We start from the raw sequence: 15,182 nt of genomic DNA, 5'->3' as shown, positions 1-15,182 counted from the left end.
GGGAATAGCTCAGTTGGTAGAGCGCAACCTTGCCAAGGTTGAGGTCGCCGGTTCGAACCCGGTTTCCCGCTCCAAATAAAAAAGCCGCTCAATCGAGCGGCTTTTTTATTTTCCGGTAAATTGCTTCTAAGTTTATAACTTGCACTGGCATTGCTGGACAGCAAGTGCGCGCCTGAAATATCGCCCTCCGCGGCATGGGGGATCTGCCGCTGCATATCCTCTCTGGTTGAAATTATTCGGACAAACACGTTGAAAGCGCCTCTAGCGACAGGAGTTCGAGATGACCGCCGCGCTATCTATCCAGAATCTGCAAAAAACCTACGAAGGTGGTTTCCAGGCCCTGAAGGGGATCAGCTTCCAAGTGCAGCCAGGGGATTTCTTTGCCCTGCTTGGCCCTAATGGCGCGGGTAAGTCCACCACAATCGGTATTATCTGTTCATTGATACGCAAGACGGCTGGCAGCGTGTCGATTTTCGGTGTCGACATCGATAGTGATTTTCCCGCCGCCAAGCGCCTGTTAGGCGTGGTGCCGCAGGAGTTCAATTTCAGCCAGTTTGAAAAAGTCTTCGATATTGTGGCTACTCAGGGCGGCTTCTATGGAATGCCGCGTAAGTTGGCGGAGGCGCGCACAGAGCAATACCTGAAGCAGTTAGGACTGTGGGATAAGCGGCATACCCAGGCGCGCATGCTGTCTGGGGGGATGAAGCGCCGTCTGATGATTGCGCGGGCGCTGATTCACGAACCCAAATTGTTGATCCTCGATGAGCCCACCGCTGGGGTCGATATTGAGCTGCGCCGTTCCATGTGGGCTTTTCTCGAGGAGATTAATGCCCGCGGTACCACGATTATTCTCACCACTCACTACCTGGAAGAGGCCGAAAGTCTGTGTCGCAATATTGCCATTATTGATAAAGGCACTATTGTTGAAAACACTTCCATCAAATCCCTGTTAAAAACCCTCAATCGGGAGACCTTTATTCTCGACAGCAGTGAGTTCCTCAGTAAGGCGCCGGTGCTCTCGGGGTTTGAGTGTCGACTGTTGGATGGTCACGCCCTGGAAATCACCGTGGAGAAGGGGCAGTCCCTGACCGAGGTGTTTGTGGAACTCAAAGCCCAGGGGGTTACGGTGACCAGTATGCGCAATCGTGCCAACCGCCTGGAGGAGTTGTTTCTTTCTCTGTTGTCCGAGGAAAAGGAAGAGGGGCTGGATTAGTGAGCGGTCAGTTAACCTGGATATCATTCAGCACTATTTTCCGTCGGGAGGTACGCCGTTTTATGCGCATCTGGCCGCAGACGCTGGTGCCGCCGGTGATCACCATGAGCCTGTACTTCGTGATTTTCGGCTCCCTTATCGGTAGTCGTATTGGGGATATGGGCGGCTACCCTTATATGGAGTTTGTGGTGCCTGGGTTGATCATGATGTCGGTGATCACCAACTCCTATGGCAATGTCGTATCCTCTTTTTACAGCGCCAAGTTTCAGCGCAGCGTTGAGGAGTTGCTGGTGTCGCCCACGCCAAACTGGGCGGTGATGGCTGGTTACGTGCTGGGTGGGGTGGCGCGGGGCTTGATTGTCGGCCTGATCGTCACGGTGGTGGCGATGTTTTTTACCTCGCTTAGTGTCGAGAATCTGGGCGTTACGGTCGCTATCGTATTTCTCACGTCGACGCTATTCTCCCTGGCGGGCTTTATCAATGCTATCTATGCCAATAGTTTTGATGCGATTTCCATTATCCCGACTTTTATTTTGACTCCGTTGACTTACCTGGGTGGTGTTTTCTACTCCATTGATCTGCTCTCGCCCTTTTGGCAGGGGCTGTCGAAACTGAACCCGATTCTCTATATGGTGAATTCTTTTCGCTATGGCATCCTGGGCGTTTCCGATATCAATGTGGCCTGGGCTTTTGTTGGGGTTTTGATATTTATTGGACTTCTCGCCAGCTGGGGGCTCTACCTGATGAGTCACGGCAAGCGATTGAGGCACTGAGGTTGAATATGAACAGAGAAGACTGGGAAAATCTCCCGCTGGGCCGGGAGACTGTTTACGAATCGAGTTACAACCCGGAGTTGCTGCACCCTATACAGCGCTGCATCTCCCGCGCTCAGCTGGGGCTCTCTGTCGGCGCCCTGCCATTTTTCGGTGAGGATGAGTGGTGGGGTTTCGAGCTCTCCTGGCTCAATACCAAGGGTAAGCCCCAGGTGGCGGTGGCGCGCTTCAGCTTTCCGGCGGAAAGCCCTTACATGGTGGAGTCCAAGTCTTTCAAGTTATACCTCAACTCGTTTAATCAAAGCCGCTTTGAGTCCTGGCGTCTGGTGCGGGATACCCTGGTGCGTGATCTGAGTACCGCCGTGGGTACCGCCGTGCGTGTCACCCTTCTAGAGGTGGAGGATGTGTCCCTGGATGTGCAGAAACCGATGGGGTACTGCCTTGACCAGCTGGATATTGCGGTGGAACAGTACCAGCCGGAATCCGCACTTCTTGCGCTGGACGAAAGTGGTGAGATGGTGAGTGAGACACTCTATAGTCACCTGTTGCGCAGTAATTGCCCGGTTACCGGTCAGCCGGATTGGGCCACTGTACTGGTGGAATACAAGGGGCCAAAACTGGAGCGCGAAGCGTTGCTCGCCTACTTTATTGCTTTCCGTGAGCACCAGGATTTTCACGAGCATTGTGTTGAGCGAATTTTCTGTGACCTGCAGACCATTGCCGATTTTTCTGAGTTGACGGTCTGTGCTCGCTACACCCGCCGGGGTGGGCTGGATATTAACCCTCAGCGTTCCACTCGTGTTGAAAAGGCACTACCTCCGCGTTTTGCCCGCCAATAAGCCCGCTCTTTGTTCATCGGTATTGGTTGCATTGCGATCCAGTAGGGTGCCTGGCCAATATCGCTGGGGCGATAACCGCCGGCTAGTGCAGTAGTTACTTAGCTTGTTAGCCGCACAGCTTTTCACAAGTGGTGGCGGCGCCTCCTCTTGAACTAAGCTTGCCTGAATAGGTTCGCAGAAAAACGGCCAGGCTGTTTGTATAACCTATTCGCTTTTATTAACTGGGCCAGAAAGTGAATGGGGCGCAGATCGACATAAAACCCTGAAGCCGATCAGGGTTTGCACACCCCACTGCCAGGTTAATAACAGGTTGGCATCGCAGGAGGCAGAGTCGAGACGTAGACATGGAAATCCAGGCACAGTCTCCGGCGCCTCCAGCGGTAATTGTTTTTTTTATCCAGCTTATTTCCTCCCAGTCCGCCAATGCCCAGGTCTATGTTGAAGCGGATCAGCTGGTGCAGGTGATCGAGGCTCAGCAGCGACAACTGGAGGCGCAGGAGGCCCAGATTCAACGCCAAAAAGCGGATCTTGAAGCTCTGCGACAACAAGTTGAAGAGTTGCGCAAGTCAATGCCACGAGCACCGGCTCCGCCTGAAACTTCTCCGGTGCTCGTTGCACCGACACAGCCTCAGTTACCAGCACCAGCACCAGCACCAGCACCAGCACCAGCACCAGCACCAGCACCAGCACCAGCACCAGCACCAGCACCAGCACCGAGACCAATACCCAAGCCGTCCCCCCCTGCGCCACGAGAGGCTGATGAACCGTCCAGTCGGGTAGGCTTCCAGGACTTGGATCATCGAATTAAAAGAGGACGCAAGCTTATTCCGCCTGGATCTTTACTTCCTCACCAGGCTAAGGGCGATCCGAAACTCGCTGGGCAAACAGAGATTGAAGAGATTATTTCCAGTGCGCCAACAGACTGGCCGGGGTCTATCCCTGTGCTTGGCAGCACTATGCGACTGAAAATCAGTGGTTTTGCCGAACTGGATGCAAATTATGATACTGGCGCCATTGTGAGCCCGGCGGAATTTACAACCAGTGCCATTGTCACCAGTGATAGAACCGCAGCAGAGGGGGAGGATGGTCAGACCAATGTTTCCGTTCAGGTATCGAGGTTGGTACTCAAAACAAGAACACCCTGGGGTGGTCGTCTGATCGAAAATGAATTTTCTATGGATTTCCTGCAGGACCCGACTGTCAGTGAGCCGTTGCTGCGTCTGCGCAAGTCATACGGCCAGGTCAGTGATATTTTACTGGGCGGAGACTTACGGCTGGGCCTCGACTGGTCCACGTTCAGTAATTTAACCGCCTCGCCTAATACCTTGGACTACGAAGGGCCCAACTCACTGTTGGCTTTGATGCGCCCGGTAGTACGTTGGAGTCGTAAGTATCACCCAACACTGACCCTGCAAGTTGCTTTGGATGCGCCAACTGATCGGGTTTTTCAGAGGGCTGAGGAGGTATCACGTTGGCCCGATGTCGTAGTGGCGGTGATTTCTCAGACCGATAGGGTGAATGTGCAAGGAAGCTTTATCCTCAGGGATTTGCGTGGCAGTGGAGAGCCACAATCGGCGGTTTCGGATACGGGTTGGGGGCTTAACGTCAGCGGCGTCATTGACATGCCCAGTAGGCTTGCGCCAGATTTTGCCTCTTACTCGGTGAGCTATGGCGCCGGTTATGGGGGGCTTTTAGATGATGAGCCCCCTGACGCAACCTATGACTTTGCCAATAATCGTCTCGAGGCGATGCCAACGCTCGCCTGGTATATCGCCTATCAGCACTGGTGGACTCCATGCCTGTATACCGTTGCCAGTTATGGGTTGGTGCAGCAGGACAATTTTGACTTCCAGCCAGGGTTCTCATTTCGGCAGACGCAATACAGCAGTATTAATTTGGCCTGGACCCCAACACCACACTGGTTATTTGGAGTGGAGGCCCTTTATGGTACCCGCGAGGATAAGGATGGATCCTACGGTTCAGTCTGGCGTACCCAGTTCACCAGCCGCATCTCGTTTTAATCGAAGGTGTGGGGAGGGGCGGGGGGCACTCTGTACTCTGCTTTGCCTATTCATGCTCTCCTGCAGCTCGCCGAGAACCGTTGTGGTGGATACTTGGCGCTCGCCCCTGATTGCCGAGCGCCCTCTGGGAAAAACCCTGGTATTGGCATATACACTAATTCCCCGTCCAGTCGTCGGCTTCCACTTGGAGGATGTGTGGGTCGAGCAGTTGGGGCGTTACGGTGTGAATGCCTTGTCATGGAGTTATTTTGCCGCTAGCGAAAGTGTGCCCTCTATGGGAGAGGTGGCCGATATTCTCGCGAAGTATCAATTTGATACCTTGTTGGTCACTCAATTAATTAGTTTTAAACCCCTGAATAGAAATATTTCAAATTCGCAGGTGAGCATTTTGGAAACCCGCTTATATATGGCTCCGGGTGAAGAGGTGTACTGGTCATTACAGTCTGAAAGCTTCCTGGTGAACTATGTCGGGGGGGAAATACGTCGGCCCAGGGAGAGGGACGCCTTGGAGTACGTGGAAACCATTATTCAGGAAATGATGAAGGGAAATGTTTTCTAGTCACCCCATACAGAAATTGGTTCTGTCTCTGAGGCGTGCCAAGTTGAGATTTTAAAATCCCCCGAAGTAGGGCGCCTTTGTCCCCAGTAAATATCATTTACCGCCATCAGCCATTTATCACTATTGAATTGACGGAGTTTAATTCAGCTATTCTGGTGAGACGAGCCGTACAACGGCTCCTGGTCAGCACCAGACGCGTATTATTGCGCGGAGCACGTGTATGGTGAATTTGGAATTGCGGGTAGCCTAGTGAGGGTGCCTGCGTAATCCTAAGGTCGGTAGGCTTTGCAATGGATTGGACTGCTAAGGCCCCTATTGGGCTGTTCCAAAAGTGGATGCAAGTGTGGGGGGAGATAAATCGCCGCTCTTATGGGTTGGCAATTTTTCCTTTTATAGTACTTCTCATTTTTTTATTCCCTCAGTCCATCTCGGCTACAGAAAGTTTCCTGATGCCCTTGGGGCCGGTCGCTCATGAGCAGAAAACCCACTTCTTCTGGGCCACAGCGCTGACCATGGTGGCAATATTACCAGTGTTCATACTAGTGCCAGTCATTCTTATTAAATATCGACGTAAAAAAGGAAAAGGTATTTATGCGCCCAAGTGGGAGTCCTACGGTCCGCTGGAAGTCATTATGTGGGGCGTTCCATTTCTCGTGATTTTTGTCCTTTCATTTATGCTATGGCGCGCCACTATCAGCCTGGATCCCTATGAAGAAATTGAGGGCGTAGTGCCGCCTATTTCTGTGCAGGTTGTGGGGTTAGATTGGAAGTGGTTATTTATCTATCCGGAGTTAAAAATTGCCACAGTGGGCGAACTGGTGGTTCCTGTGCACACCCCGGTTTCCATGATCCTGACTAGTGATACGGTGATGCAATCTTTTTGGATTGCGGCGTTGGCGGGGCAGATCTATGTAATGCCTGGCATGACCACCAAGCTCAACTTCATCGCTACCCAAAATGGAAAAACTCAAGGGGAAAATACCCAATATACCGGCAAGGGATTTACCGGACAGAAATTTGACGTACTGATAAAAAATGAAGAGGCTTTTCAGGCCTGGGTGGCCCAGGTTCGCGCCAGGGGTATTGCGCTTGACAGTGAAACGTATAATCGCCTGGCAATGAGAACGACCCGTGTGGAGGTTCAAAAAGAGTTGGGTACCGCGCAAATGCCAGAACATGCGCTCTATTTTACGCTTACTGATCCACAGCTCTTCCAAAGTGTTGTTATGCGGTATCACTCGGGTAAGCCGCTCAATATGGAGCAGCAGCCTGGCACAGAAAAGTTTGGTCAGGGAGAGGATGCGGCAGAGGGAGCGCAGCCATGAACATTATGGATTATGGTTGGCTGGGGAAACTGAGCTGGGATTCTATTGTTTTCAGTAAATTATTCACCAATTTTTCTGTGAGTGAAGTCGTAGCCAGTACTGCTGGTTCCATCGTTATTTTTGCGACGGTGGCGATTCTTTTTTTACTGACTTGGTTTCGGGTGTGGGGCACCCTCTGGTCTGTGTGGCTGACCAGTACAGACCACAAAAGAATCGGCATCATGTACATCGTATTCGCGTTGGTGATGATGACCCGCGGATTGTTGGAAGGCATGGTGATGCGAGCGCAACAGGCCGCCGCACCAGACGGCTTTCTCTATGCGGATCACTTCGCCCAGCTGTTCAGTACCCATGGCACTATCATGATTTTCTTTGTCGCCGTGCCATTTGTGGTGGGGCTGGTCAACTATGTGATGCCCCTTCAGATTGGTGCCCGCGATGTGGCCTTCCCGGTGCTTAACCAAATTAGTCTGGCGATTACGGCCTCATCTGGGATTCTATTGATGGTCTCCTTGGTGGTGGGTGAGTTTTCCACTGGCGGTTGGTCGGCTTATCCCCCGTATACAGGGACAGATTTTAATCCCGGTGTAGGGCCAGACTATTGGATATGGGCCATTGTTTTTTCCGGGGCGGGGACCACTCTGACGGGAATAAATTTCACCGTTACTATTCTTAAATGCCGCGCTGTTGGCATGGGTTTTTTTCGTATGCCCATGTTCTGCTGGACGGTGCTCTGCTCCTCGATATTAATGATTTTTGCTATGCCGCCGCTCAGTGTGGCGGCGCTGATGCTCGGTTTTGACCGGTACCTAGATTTCCACTTTTTCACCAATGACCTTGGTGGGAATATGATGAACTACGCCAATTTGTTTTGGCTGTTCGGTCACCCCGAAGTTTACCTGTTGGTCTTGCCTGCCTATGGCATCTTTTCTGAGGTGTTCTCCACCTATTCCGCAAAGCGGTTGTACGGCTATAAGTCATTGGTTTTTGCCACCATGAGTATTGCCGTTTTGAGCTTTACGGTATGGCTTCATCACTTCTTTACCATGGGGCAGAGTCCTACAATTAATATTGTGTTTGGTATAGCCACCATGTTGATTGCGGTCCCTACGGGGGTGAAGGTGTACGATTGGATGGCAACCATGTACCGGGGGCGGATTCGTTTTACCACGCCAATGATTTATTCCATTGGCTTCTTGATTCTATTTGTTATTGGTGGCCTGTCCGGGGTGATCCTGGCTAATCCAACAGTTGATTTCCAGGTGCATAACACGCTGTTCCTAGTGGCGCATTTTCACAATGTGCTGATTCCGGGCGTGCTTTTTGGTTTGCTGGCTGGATATAACTACTGGTTTCCCAAGGCGTTTGGTTTTCGTCTTGATGAGCGCCTGGGGAAATGGTCGGCCTATTTGTGGATTGTGGGTTTTATGCTGACCTTTTTCCCACTCTATGGCGCGGGTTTATTAGGCATGCCCAGGCGTTCATTCAGCTATATGGATCTGACTTTCAAGCCCTATATGTTAGTGGCGTTTATTGGCGCTATGGTGGTGCTCTGCGCGCTAGTCACTCTGATATTGCAACTGCTTGTGAGTCTGCGAGACCGGAAGAAAAACCGTGTCCCCGTGGGAGACCCCTGGGATGGCCGGTCTTTAGAGTGGTCTATTTCGGCACCGGCTCCTTCTTATAATTTTGCCGAATTACCCAGAGTAACGGATAGGGATGAATTTACTGAAACCAAGGAACAGGGTCGCGCTTACCAACCCCCAAAGGTATATCGGAATATTGAGATGCCGAGGAATAATCCCTTGGGATTTATCCTCTGTGTGTTGAGCGGTATCCTGATGTTTGCGCTTGTCTGGTATATCTGGTGGTTGGCCCTGATTACTGCGTTGGCCATCATTGTTGTGGTGATTGCCTCCACTTTCCGCTGGGATAGTGAACAAATAATTCCCGCGAGCCAGGTGCAGCAGGACACAGAGAGATGGTTGGAATTGGTAAAAAATACCGAGCCTGTGGGTAGAGATTTGGAAAATACGCCACAAAACAATGGCTACGCTAAGTTGGAGCATTAGTTAACCAATGAGCGGGAACTCATCCTCTATTAGTAAGCCCCCGAGTGTGGACCCAGGGGCCATTCATAAAGACCCGGATATGGTGATCTTCGGATTCTGGGTTTTCATGATGAGCGACCTGATTTTTTTCGGGGTCGTTTTTGCCATCTATATCACCATGATTGGGGCTACGGCCGGTGGGCCTGGGCCTAGAGAGTTGTTCGATTTTGGCAGCCTCTTTGCGCAGACCATGTTGCTACTCACCAGCAGCCTGACCGTGGGAATCGCCACAATCACCATGAAGCACCAGCGCAGCCAGGGGAGCTTTTTGTTTTGGGTGGTGATCACATTGCTGCTGGGGCTCGGCTTCCTGACGTTGGAGTTGTACGACTTTTCCGAAATGGCGGCGAAAGGTGGGGTACCTCAGCGCAGTGGGTATCTTTCAGCCTTTTTCGGCCTGGTGCCATTACATGGTCTGCACGTGACTTTTGGCTGCCTGTGGATGCTGGTAATGATCGTGCAGGTACTGATGGTGGGCATGACGGATCTTGTCAAACTGCGCTTTCTACGCCTGGCTTTATTCTGGCACTTCCTGGATTTGATCTGGATCGGCATTTTCTCGGTAGTTTACTTTGGTGGCTGGGTCTATGGCTGAAAAATCGGGTTTTAGCGTCCACCTGCGCACCTATCTGACAGGTTATGTCCTGTCGGTAGTGCTCACATTAGCTGCCTTCTGGGCGGTGCCTGCGGTGGGCAGGGAAAATAAGAGTGTGCTCTTACTGGTAGGGTTGCTTGGGGTGGCCCAGCTGACTGTGCAGCTTAAGTGCTTCTTAAATGTCACAACGCAAAAGGAGGGGCGAGACAATCTGGCCTTGATTCTCTTCTCCACGCTGATCCTGCTGATTATCGTGCTCGGCACGGCCTGGATTATGGGCAACCTGGCGATGCGCATGCACACTACGATGTAGCGGCGGAATCGGGCGGGCTTAGATTATCACTTTGCTCTTAAGGCTGGATGTGGCTTTTTCCAGGGATTGCAGCACTTTGACCTTATCGTAATTTCGAATTTTATCCAGGTCCAAGTGCATGGAAAAGCCCGGAGCGTGCTCCTCCAGATAACTCTGTTGACCACCAAGATTCTTGCGCAGGTCGGTCACTTGGTAAACCTTGACCGGTGTGCTGATTCCCTTCACGGTGATATGCCCCTTGTCGCGGCACATGACGGTATGTTTGATCATGGCCCAGGTCTCGTGGCTGATCAGTATTTCCCCGGGCTGCGCCGCGCCTTCGAGGCGGGAAGCGAGGTTTACATGGGTGCCCATTACGGTATAGGACTGGTAGTTGGCCGTGCCAAAAATACCAACGGTGCAGTAGCCGGTGTTGACTCCCATACGTACCTGTAAAGGGCGTGAGATGCCTTTGTTGTACCATTCCTGCTTCATCTCCCGCACCCGCTTGCGCATGGCCAGGGCCATGGCTACACAGCGCAGAGCATCGGACTTGGGTCCTTTGCTCGCATCGTCTCCAAAGACTACCATTACCGCATCGCCAATAAATTTATCGATAGTGCCGCCGTACTGGCCGGCAATTCGGGCCATTTCGGAGAGATAATTGTTGAGCAGCAACGTAAAAGTTTCGGCTTCCAATTCTTCGGTGAGCTGACTGAAATCTTTGATGTCGGAAAAGAAAACCGTGAGTAATTTGCGCTGGGTTGTTAGTGCTTCTTCATCGCCGGTAGTTACGGAGCGCCACAGACGCTGTGGCAAGTACTTGGAGAGTTTGTAAGAGCGCATTTTATTGACGCGCTGCTCTGTGGACAGCAATTGGTTGGCTTCTTTGAGTTTGCCGATTTGGCGGTGGGTAAAAAAGGCATAAGCACACAGGTAAGCGAGGATACCAATCAGGCTCAGCGTACTGATACTGAGGTCGGCGTTAATCAGTAGGGCGGGCCGGTGCATTAGGTAGCCCAGGACCACGCCAACTAAAAGACCGGTATTTTGTTCAAACCACTTACGGCCACCGCCTTGAGTAAGGGCATTGAGCTGCACCATGGTGATAAACAAAAGAGACGGCAGCATGCCAAAATTAGCCAATGCGATGGTGATGCCTACCAGCACGGTATCGATAAACGACAAGGTGCGGCGAGTCTTATAGGCTTTCTTGTTGCGGGACTTATAAAGCAGGAATTGGGCGAAGGCACAGTATAAGAGTAAGAAAACGGATGTGCCCGCGGTCAGCAGTTTGTCCAGATGCCAGGGAGATGACCACTCGATTGCAGTTGCCAGGGTACCTGCAGCCGCAAAAAGAATTAGGGTGCGAAAATAAGTAGAGTAGTGGGGGCTAATACCTTGCCCTGCGTTCCCCTCAAACTGGTCCTGCATTTGTGGTTATCTTTTTGTCCGTTAAGCAGTAATCAACAAACTGCGGGCAGGCCTTGGGTCGGTTCTGGTATGTTCCAGCCCCTGTGGCCGCGCAGTGATTTACTCGGCGAAGTGTACTCCTACAAAAGCCAGATTGCTAAAAAACCGATAGTTTTGTGTGGTTTTTATGCTGGGAGTACGTATGCGCTCTGTAGGATGGTTAGGGTACACTCAGCGCTTAGACAAATGACTGGAGAGAACGATGGATGCCCTTACCGCCCTGCACAACAGAGTTTCAACGGGTAAGCTTACCGAGCCTGCACCCACTGAGCAGCAGCGGAAAAACATCTTTCTTGCCGCCCTGCGCGCTGCGGATCATGCCTGTCTGCGCCCTTGGCGCTTTCTTTTGGTAGAAGGCGAGGGGCGTGAACGTCTGGGTGGAATTTTTCTAAAGGCCGCTGAACAGGCCGAAGGGGCAGCCCTGACCGAGGCTCAGCGCCAGCGGACCAAGGCCATGCCCCTGCGCGCCCCGCTGATTATAGTGGCGATCACCCGGCTACAGGAGCACCCAAAGGTCCCTCACTTGGAGCAGCATATGTCCACTGCCGGTGCGGTACAGGCTATGCTCACCGCTGCCTATGCTGAGGGAATAGGCGCCTATTGGCGCACCGGACCTTTGGCCGGAAACCCATTGGTCGCGGAGGGCTTAGGTCTTGCAAATAACGAGCGGATCGCTGGCTTTATTTATTGCGGAACTCCAGACAAGGCGCCTCGGCAGGCGCCGGATTTAGCCGTTGATGAATTTTTTTCGTATTGGGGTGCACATTAGTACTTGCACATGAAGAAACATTTGGGTAAAGTGCGCGCTCTCTTGACGGGACAGAAGCTATCTTCCTGATTTACTTGAAGATTTAGTCCTTAAGAGGTGTCACCGAGAGGTGGGTTGCCCGAAAGAGTGACAATTTGGTGAGGTGTCCGAGTGGCCGAAGGAGCACGCCTGGAAAGTGTGTATACCGCAAGGTATCGAGGGTTCGAATCCCTCCCTCACCGCCATCTTCTAAAAGCCCGGCCTATGCCGGGCTTTTTTGTTTTCTGCTTATGCAGTTACCCACTTGCCTCTCTATTATTTTCTTAGCAATCTGCACAGCTGACTTCGCTGGCCTTCCGGGAGATCCGTTTGTCAGCCGGCCGGTCCCCGCTTGTTTTAAGTGGCACCATCAAGCTTATCCTCCATCCAAGCCTCCACTCCCCGGCATCCCAGTCGATAGCGTCAGAACCTATTTGATCCCGTTAGGGGAATAGCCCTCCTTAGAACATCCGGTTATTATTATTAGCGCCTCGGCTACCGTGGGCGGGCGCAATCTCTCTATCGGAAATCATACCGGAGACGATGAAGTTTGGCTGGTAAGCCAGCTTCGGTTTGGAAGAAACTCTAACAGCTAGGAACAGAATTATTACAGCTGCTTCTTGTGCAAGTCCTTATATGGCATAACGCTGCAATGTCAGGCTGCCGAAACAGAGTGAAGCCATTCTCACCCCGCTGCCCTGTCAGGAGTTATCTAGCCAACCTTGCTCAACTGCATGTTCAAGTTTTGAAATAAACCAGCCATAGAGTTCTGGGCTTTCATTTTCAATAAATTGATGCATTTTTAATACTTGATTCTTATGTATTCCGTTGTCACGCCAAGCGCGACCTTCGCTGGTAATGTTATGAAGAAATGGCAACAAGCGGTCAATGATTTTTAGTAATTTTGATTCTTTGCTTTCACCGATCTCTTGCTCTTCCCAAAGAGGAAGGATGCTTCGAATTGAGTTGCCTGGGTGTGACGCGATTTTTTTTACACTTTCACGTTCCTCAATGTGGGCGTTGCCTCTATTGTTACTATAAAGAAAAGTATCTCCAGCACCGATTTCTCCGAGATCGTGGAGTAAGGAAAGTTTGATGAGTTTTGGTATATCATAATCATCCTCCAGTAGCTCTGCGAAAGCCCAGCATGCCATAGCCAAATGCCATGAATGTTCTGCGGAGTTTTCCACTCTCTCGCCACCATTGATGTAGGCGCGACGATTCACGGATTTCAATGCGTCTAATTGGAGTATGAAATCTGATATTGCTGAAATTCTATCGGTCAAGTATTACCTCCTATACGCCCAGCTTTGGGGCGGCCGTGGAGCGCCGAAGACGCGACAACAGCCGCTTGTTAAATGTCGATTCGCTGCGGATTCCATACAGTACCAATCCAAATTCTAGGTTTATTCAGTATCCGCAAGGATCATTAGAGGTGGAGAAACTGCCGATTGAGAATTTACTGCCCCATTCAGTGTCTGGGACTCGGCGCTCACCCGCACATTGCGCTCCACTAATATATGGTTGAACAGTATCTTTGAATTGCACAATGAGCATTTCTAAGCCATTTATACAAACTTAAAGAAATTCACCGCCGGAAGAACCACATAACTCTGCGTTCTTAATATCCGCGAGCCTATTGATGACAACCGCTTTGTTTGCGATATCTATCCACCGCTTTATTGCAAAGAATATTATCAGAATAAGAGTTGGAGAGAAAATGGTTCGAATTATAGGGTGAAGTTTAATGCCTTAGGATCTTGTGGAAAAATCTAAATGGAGAGGTGTTTTTGAATTCAGGTGCGTTTACTTTCCAGTTATTTTTTTCGTTTGGCGATAGCTTTTTATAAGTTCGCTAATTTAAAATCCAAGCAAAATGGGTGGATGCCAAACCACCAAATTATTGCGCTAAAAATAATAAAATTCTTGGCTTCGGATAATAAGTGCAATTGGTAAAGGAGGGCTTAGCTGGTAGAGTCGGCACCTCTCCCGACCAAGAGAAAGGCACTGATGAGCTACTACCAACTGAGCGAGATCGAACGATACCAGATTTTCAGCCTAAGAAAAGCCGGGCACCCTTAGAAAGTAATAGCAAAGTTGTTAGAGAGACATCCCTCGGCGATCATCCGAAAGCTAAGACGCAATATTGGCTTACGAGGATATCGTCCAGGGCAAGCAAATAAGCTATCAGAACTAAGACGCCAGTAAGCGTATAAGGCACAGAAAGTGACTAATGGCGTGTGGCAACAAATAAAAACCCTAATTCGGAAAGAATTAAGCCCCCAGCAAACTGTAAGCTATTTAAAGAGACATACAGGTATATCGTTACATCATCAGACGATCTAGCAACTAATTTATTTAGATCAGGCAAATGGTATAAGGCTTATACAGGCTCTCTAGGGTTGCACCAAAACTCTATCGCAAGCGATACGGTAAGTATGATCGACGCGGAAAGATCAAAAACAGAGAGTGCATAGATAATCGACCAGTTGTTGTAGACCGAATGAATCGGATTGGCGACTGAGAAGGTGATAACGTTATAGGCAGGGGGCGTGGCGGAGCTTTTCTGACTATGGTCGAGCGCAAAACGTTATTTGCTTTTATTGTTAGATTGACTGGCAAACGATCAGACTTACTGGCTGAAGCGGCAATTAGCCATGTGGTGAGTTTCAAAGATAAAATCAAAACAATTACCATTCGATAATGGTCTTGAATTCGCTGGTCATGAAACGATTACGGAAGGCTTGGAAGTTGATATTTATTTTTCTCACCCATATTCATCTTGGGATAGAGGGATCAATGAAAATACTAACGGCCTCATTAGCCAGTATTTCTAAAAGGATACAGGATTCAATAAAATAACAGACGAGTAGATTCAATTTGTAATGGATTTCCTAAAAGTAGACCAAGAGCGAGCTGGGGTGGAAGGTCACCGAATAAGCGATTTATGGGGCTGTAAGATAATCTTCTAGCAGCATGAAAGTATTGCATATATTAATTGAAGTCAAGGTTTATAAAAAATTAACAATCCAGTTATGCAGTGCATCTTTACTTGAACGGGAATGCCAAGCTGCAATCACATCAAAACTCAAAGGGCTATCTGATACATCAAGGCTAATTCCTAGATTGCCAACATAAGTGACACACGTTTACCCACCAAAAATTCCAGTGGGCTCAAGTAATTTAACACCTTC

Annotated in this window: 12 protein-coding genes, 1 tRNA gene and 1 pseudogene; 12 read left to right on the top strand and 2 right to left on the bottom strand. The window is 50.2% G+C overall.

Features of this window, described 5'->3' with window-relative positions; genetic code table 11:
• The first annotated feature begins 280 nt into the window (after positions 1 to 280).
• From Q1A69_RS19115 to cyoD, 9 genes are all read left to right on the top strand, one after another.
• Entirely contained in the window at positions 281 to 1,213 is a 933-nt protein-coding gene (locus tag Q1A69_RS19115) for an ABC transporter ATP-binding protein (protein ID WP_299589187.1), read from the top strand.
• Complete coding sequence (locus Q1A69_RS19110; RefSeq protein WP_299589184.1) at positions 1,213 to 1,986, top strand: ABC transporter permease; 774 nt, start codon at positions 1,213 to 1,215, stop codon at positions 1,984 to 1,986. The genes Q1A69_RS19115 and Q1A69_RS19110 overlap by 1 nt, the downstream gene beginning before the upstream one ends.
• Positions 1,987 to 1,994: 8 nt before the next feature.
• Complete coding sequence (queF, locus tag Q1A69_RS19105) at positions 1,995 to 2,825, top strand: NADPH-dependent 7-cyano-7-deazaguanine reductase QueF (protein ID WP_299589181.1); 831 nt, start codon at positions 1,995 to 1,997, stop codon at positions 2,823 to 2,825.
• A gap of 344 nt (positions 2,826 to 3,169) precedes the next feature.
• The gene (locus Q1A69_RS19100; RefSeq protein ID WP_299589179.1) at positions 3,170 to 4,846 is read left to right on the top strand and encodes a DcaP family trimeric outer membrane transporter; all 1,677 of its coding nucleotides are present in this window, start codon (positions 3,170 to 3,172) and stop codon (positions 4,844 to 4,846) included.
• An 85-nt stretch (positions 4,847 to 4,931) separates the two neighbouring features.
• Positions 4,932 to 5,405 (top strand): hypothetical protein, encoded by a 474-nt coding sequence (locus tag Q1A69_RS19095; protein ID WP_299589177.1) that lies wholly within the window; start codon positions 4,932 to 4,934, stop codon positions 5,403 to 5,405.
• Positions 5,406 to 5,854: 449 nt separating this feature from the next.
• Positions 5,855 to 6,730: a cytochrome ubiquinol oxidase subunit II gene (locus Q1A69_RS19090; RefSeq protein WP_299589175.1), complete on the top strand. Its 876-nt coding sequence runs from the start codon at positions 5,855 to 5,857 to the stop codon at positions 6,728 to 6,730.
• The gene (locus Q1A69_RS19085) at positions 6,727 to 8,802 is read left to right on the top strand and encodes a cbb3-type cytochrome c oxidase subunit I (protein WP_299589173.1); all 2,076 of its coding nucleotides are present in this window, start codon (positions 6,727 to 6,729) and stop codon (positions 8,800 to 8,802) included. The genes Q1A69_RS19090 and Q1A69_RS19085 overlap by 4 nt, the downstream gene beginning before the upstream one ends.
• A 7-nt stretch (positions 8,803 to 8,809) precedes the next feature.
• Complete coding sequence (locus Q1A69_RS19080; protein WP_299589171.1) at positions 8,810 to 9,436, top strand: cytochrome c oxidase subunit 3; 627 nt, start codon at positions 8,810 to 8,812, stop codon at positions 9,434 to 9,436.
• Positions 9,429 to 9,749, top strand: coding sequence for a cytochrome o ubiquinol oxidase subunit IV (gene cyoD / locus Q1A69_RS19075; protein ID WP_299589167.1), 321 nt, complete (start codon positions 9,429 to 9,431; stop codon positions 9,747 to 9,749). Before Q1A69_RS19080 ends, cyoD begins: the two co-directional genes overlap by 8 nt.
• An 18-nt stretch (positions 9,750 to 9,767) precedes the next feature.
• Here the strand turns inward: cyoD and Q1A69_RS19070 are convergent, their stop codons facing one another.
• On the bottom strand, positions 9,768 to 11,162 hold the full coding sequence (locus Q1A69_RS19070) for an adenylate/guanylate cyclase domain-containing protein (protein WP_299589164.1): 1,395 nt from the start codon (positions 11,160 to 11,162) through the stop codon (positions 9,768 to 9,770).
• A gap of 241 nt (positions 11,163 to 11,403) precedes the next feature.
• On the opposite strand from Q1A69_RS19070, the gene Q1A69_RS19065 reads away from it, so the two are divergent.
• Both Q1A69_RS19065 and Q1A69_RS19060 read left to right on the top strand, forming a co-directional pair.
• Entirely contained in the window at positions 11,404 to 11,970 is a 567-nt protein-coding gene (locus Q1A69_RS19065) for a nitroreductase family protein (protein WP_299589161.1), read from the top strand.
• Between the two features lie 136 nt (positions 11,971 to 12,106).
• Positions 12,107 to 12,194: transfer RNA gene (locus Q1A69_RS19060), tRNA-Ser, on the top strand.
• A gap of 495 nt (positions 12,195 to 12,689) precedes the next feature.
• Here the strand turns inward: Q1A69_RS19060 and Q1A69_RS19055 are convergent.
• Complete coding sequence (locus Q1A69_RS19055) at positions 12,690 to 13,274, bottom strand: HD family hydrolase (protein ID WP_299589158.1); 585 nt, start codon at positions 13,272 to 13,274, stop codon at positions 12,690 to 12,692.
• A gap of 724 nt (positions 13,275 to 13,998) precedes the next feature.
• Between Q1A69_RS19055 and Q1A69_RS19050 the strand changes: the two are divergent.
• Positions 13,999 to 14,947 (top strand): annotated as a pseudogene (locus tag Q1A69_RS19050) (IS30 family transposase).
• The last annotated feature ends 235 nt before the right edge of the window (positions 14,948 to 15,182 follow it).

This window comes from uncultured Microbulbifer sp., assembly GCF_947498635.1.
GTDB lineage: Bacteria > Pseudomonadota > Gammaproteobacteria > Pseudomonadales > Cellvibrionaceae > Microbulbifer > Microbulbifer echini.
Note: the sequence above shows the minus strand (reverse complement) of the source record. Positions and strands in the feature narration are given on the sequence as shown.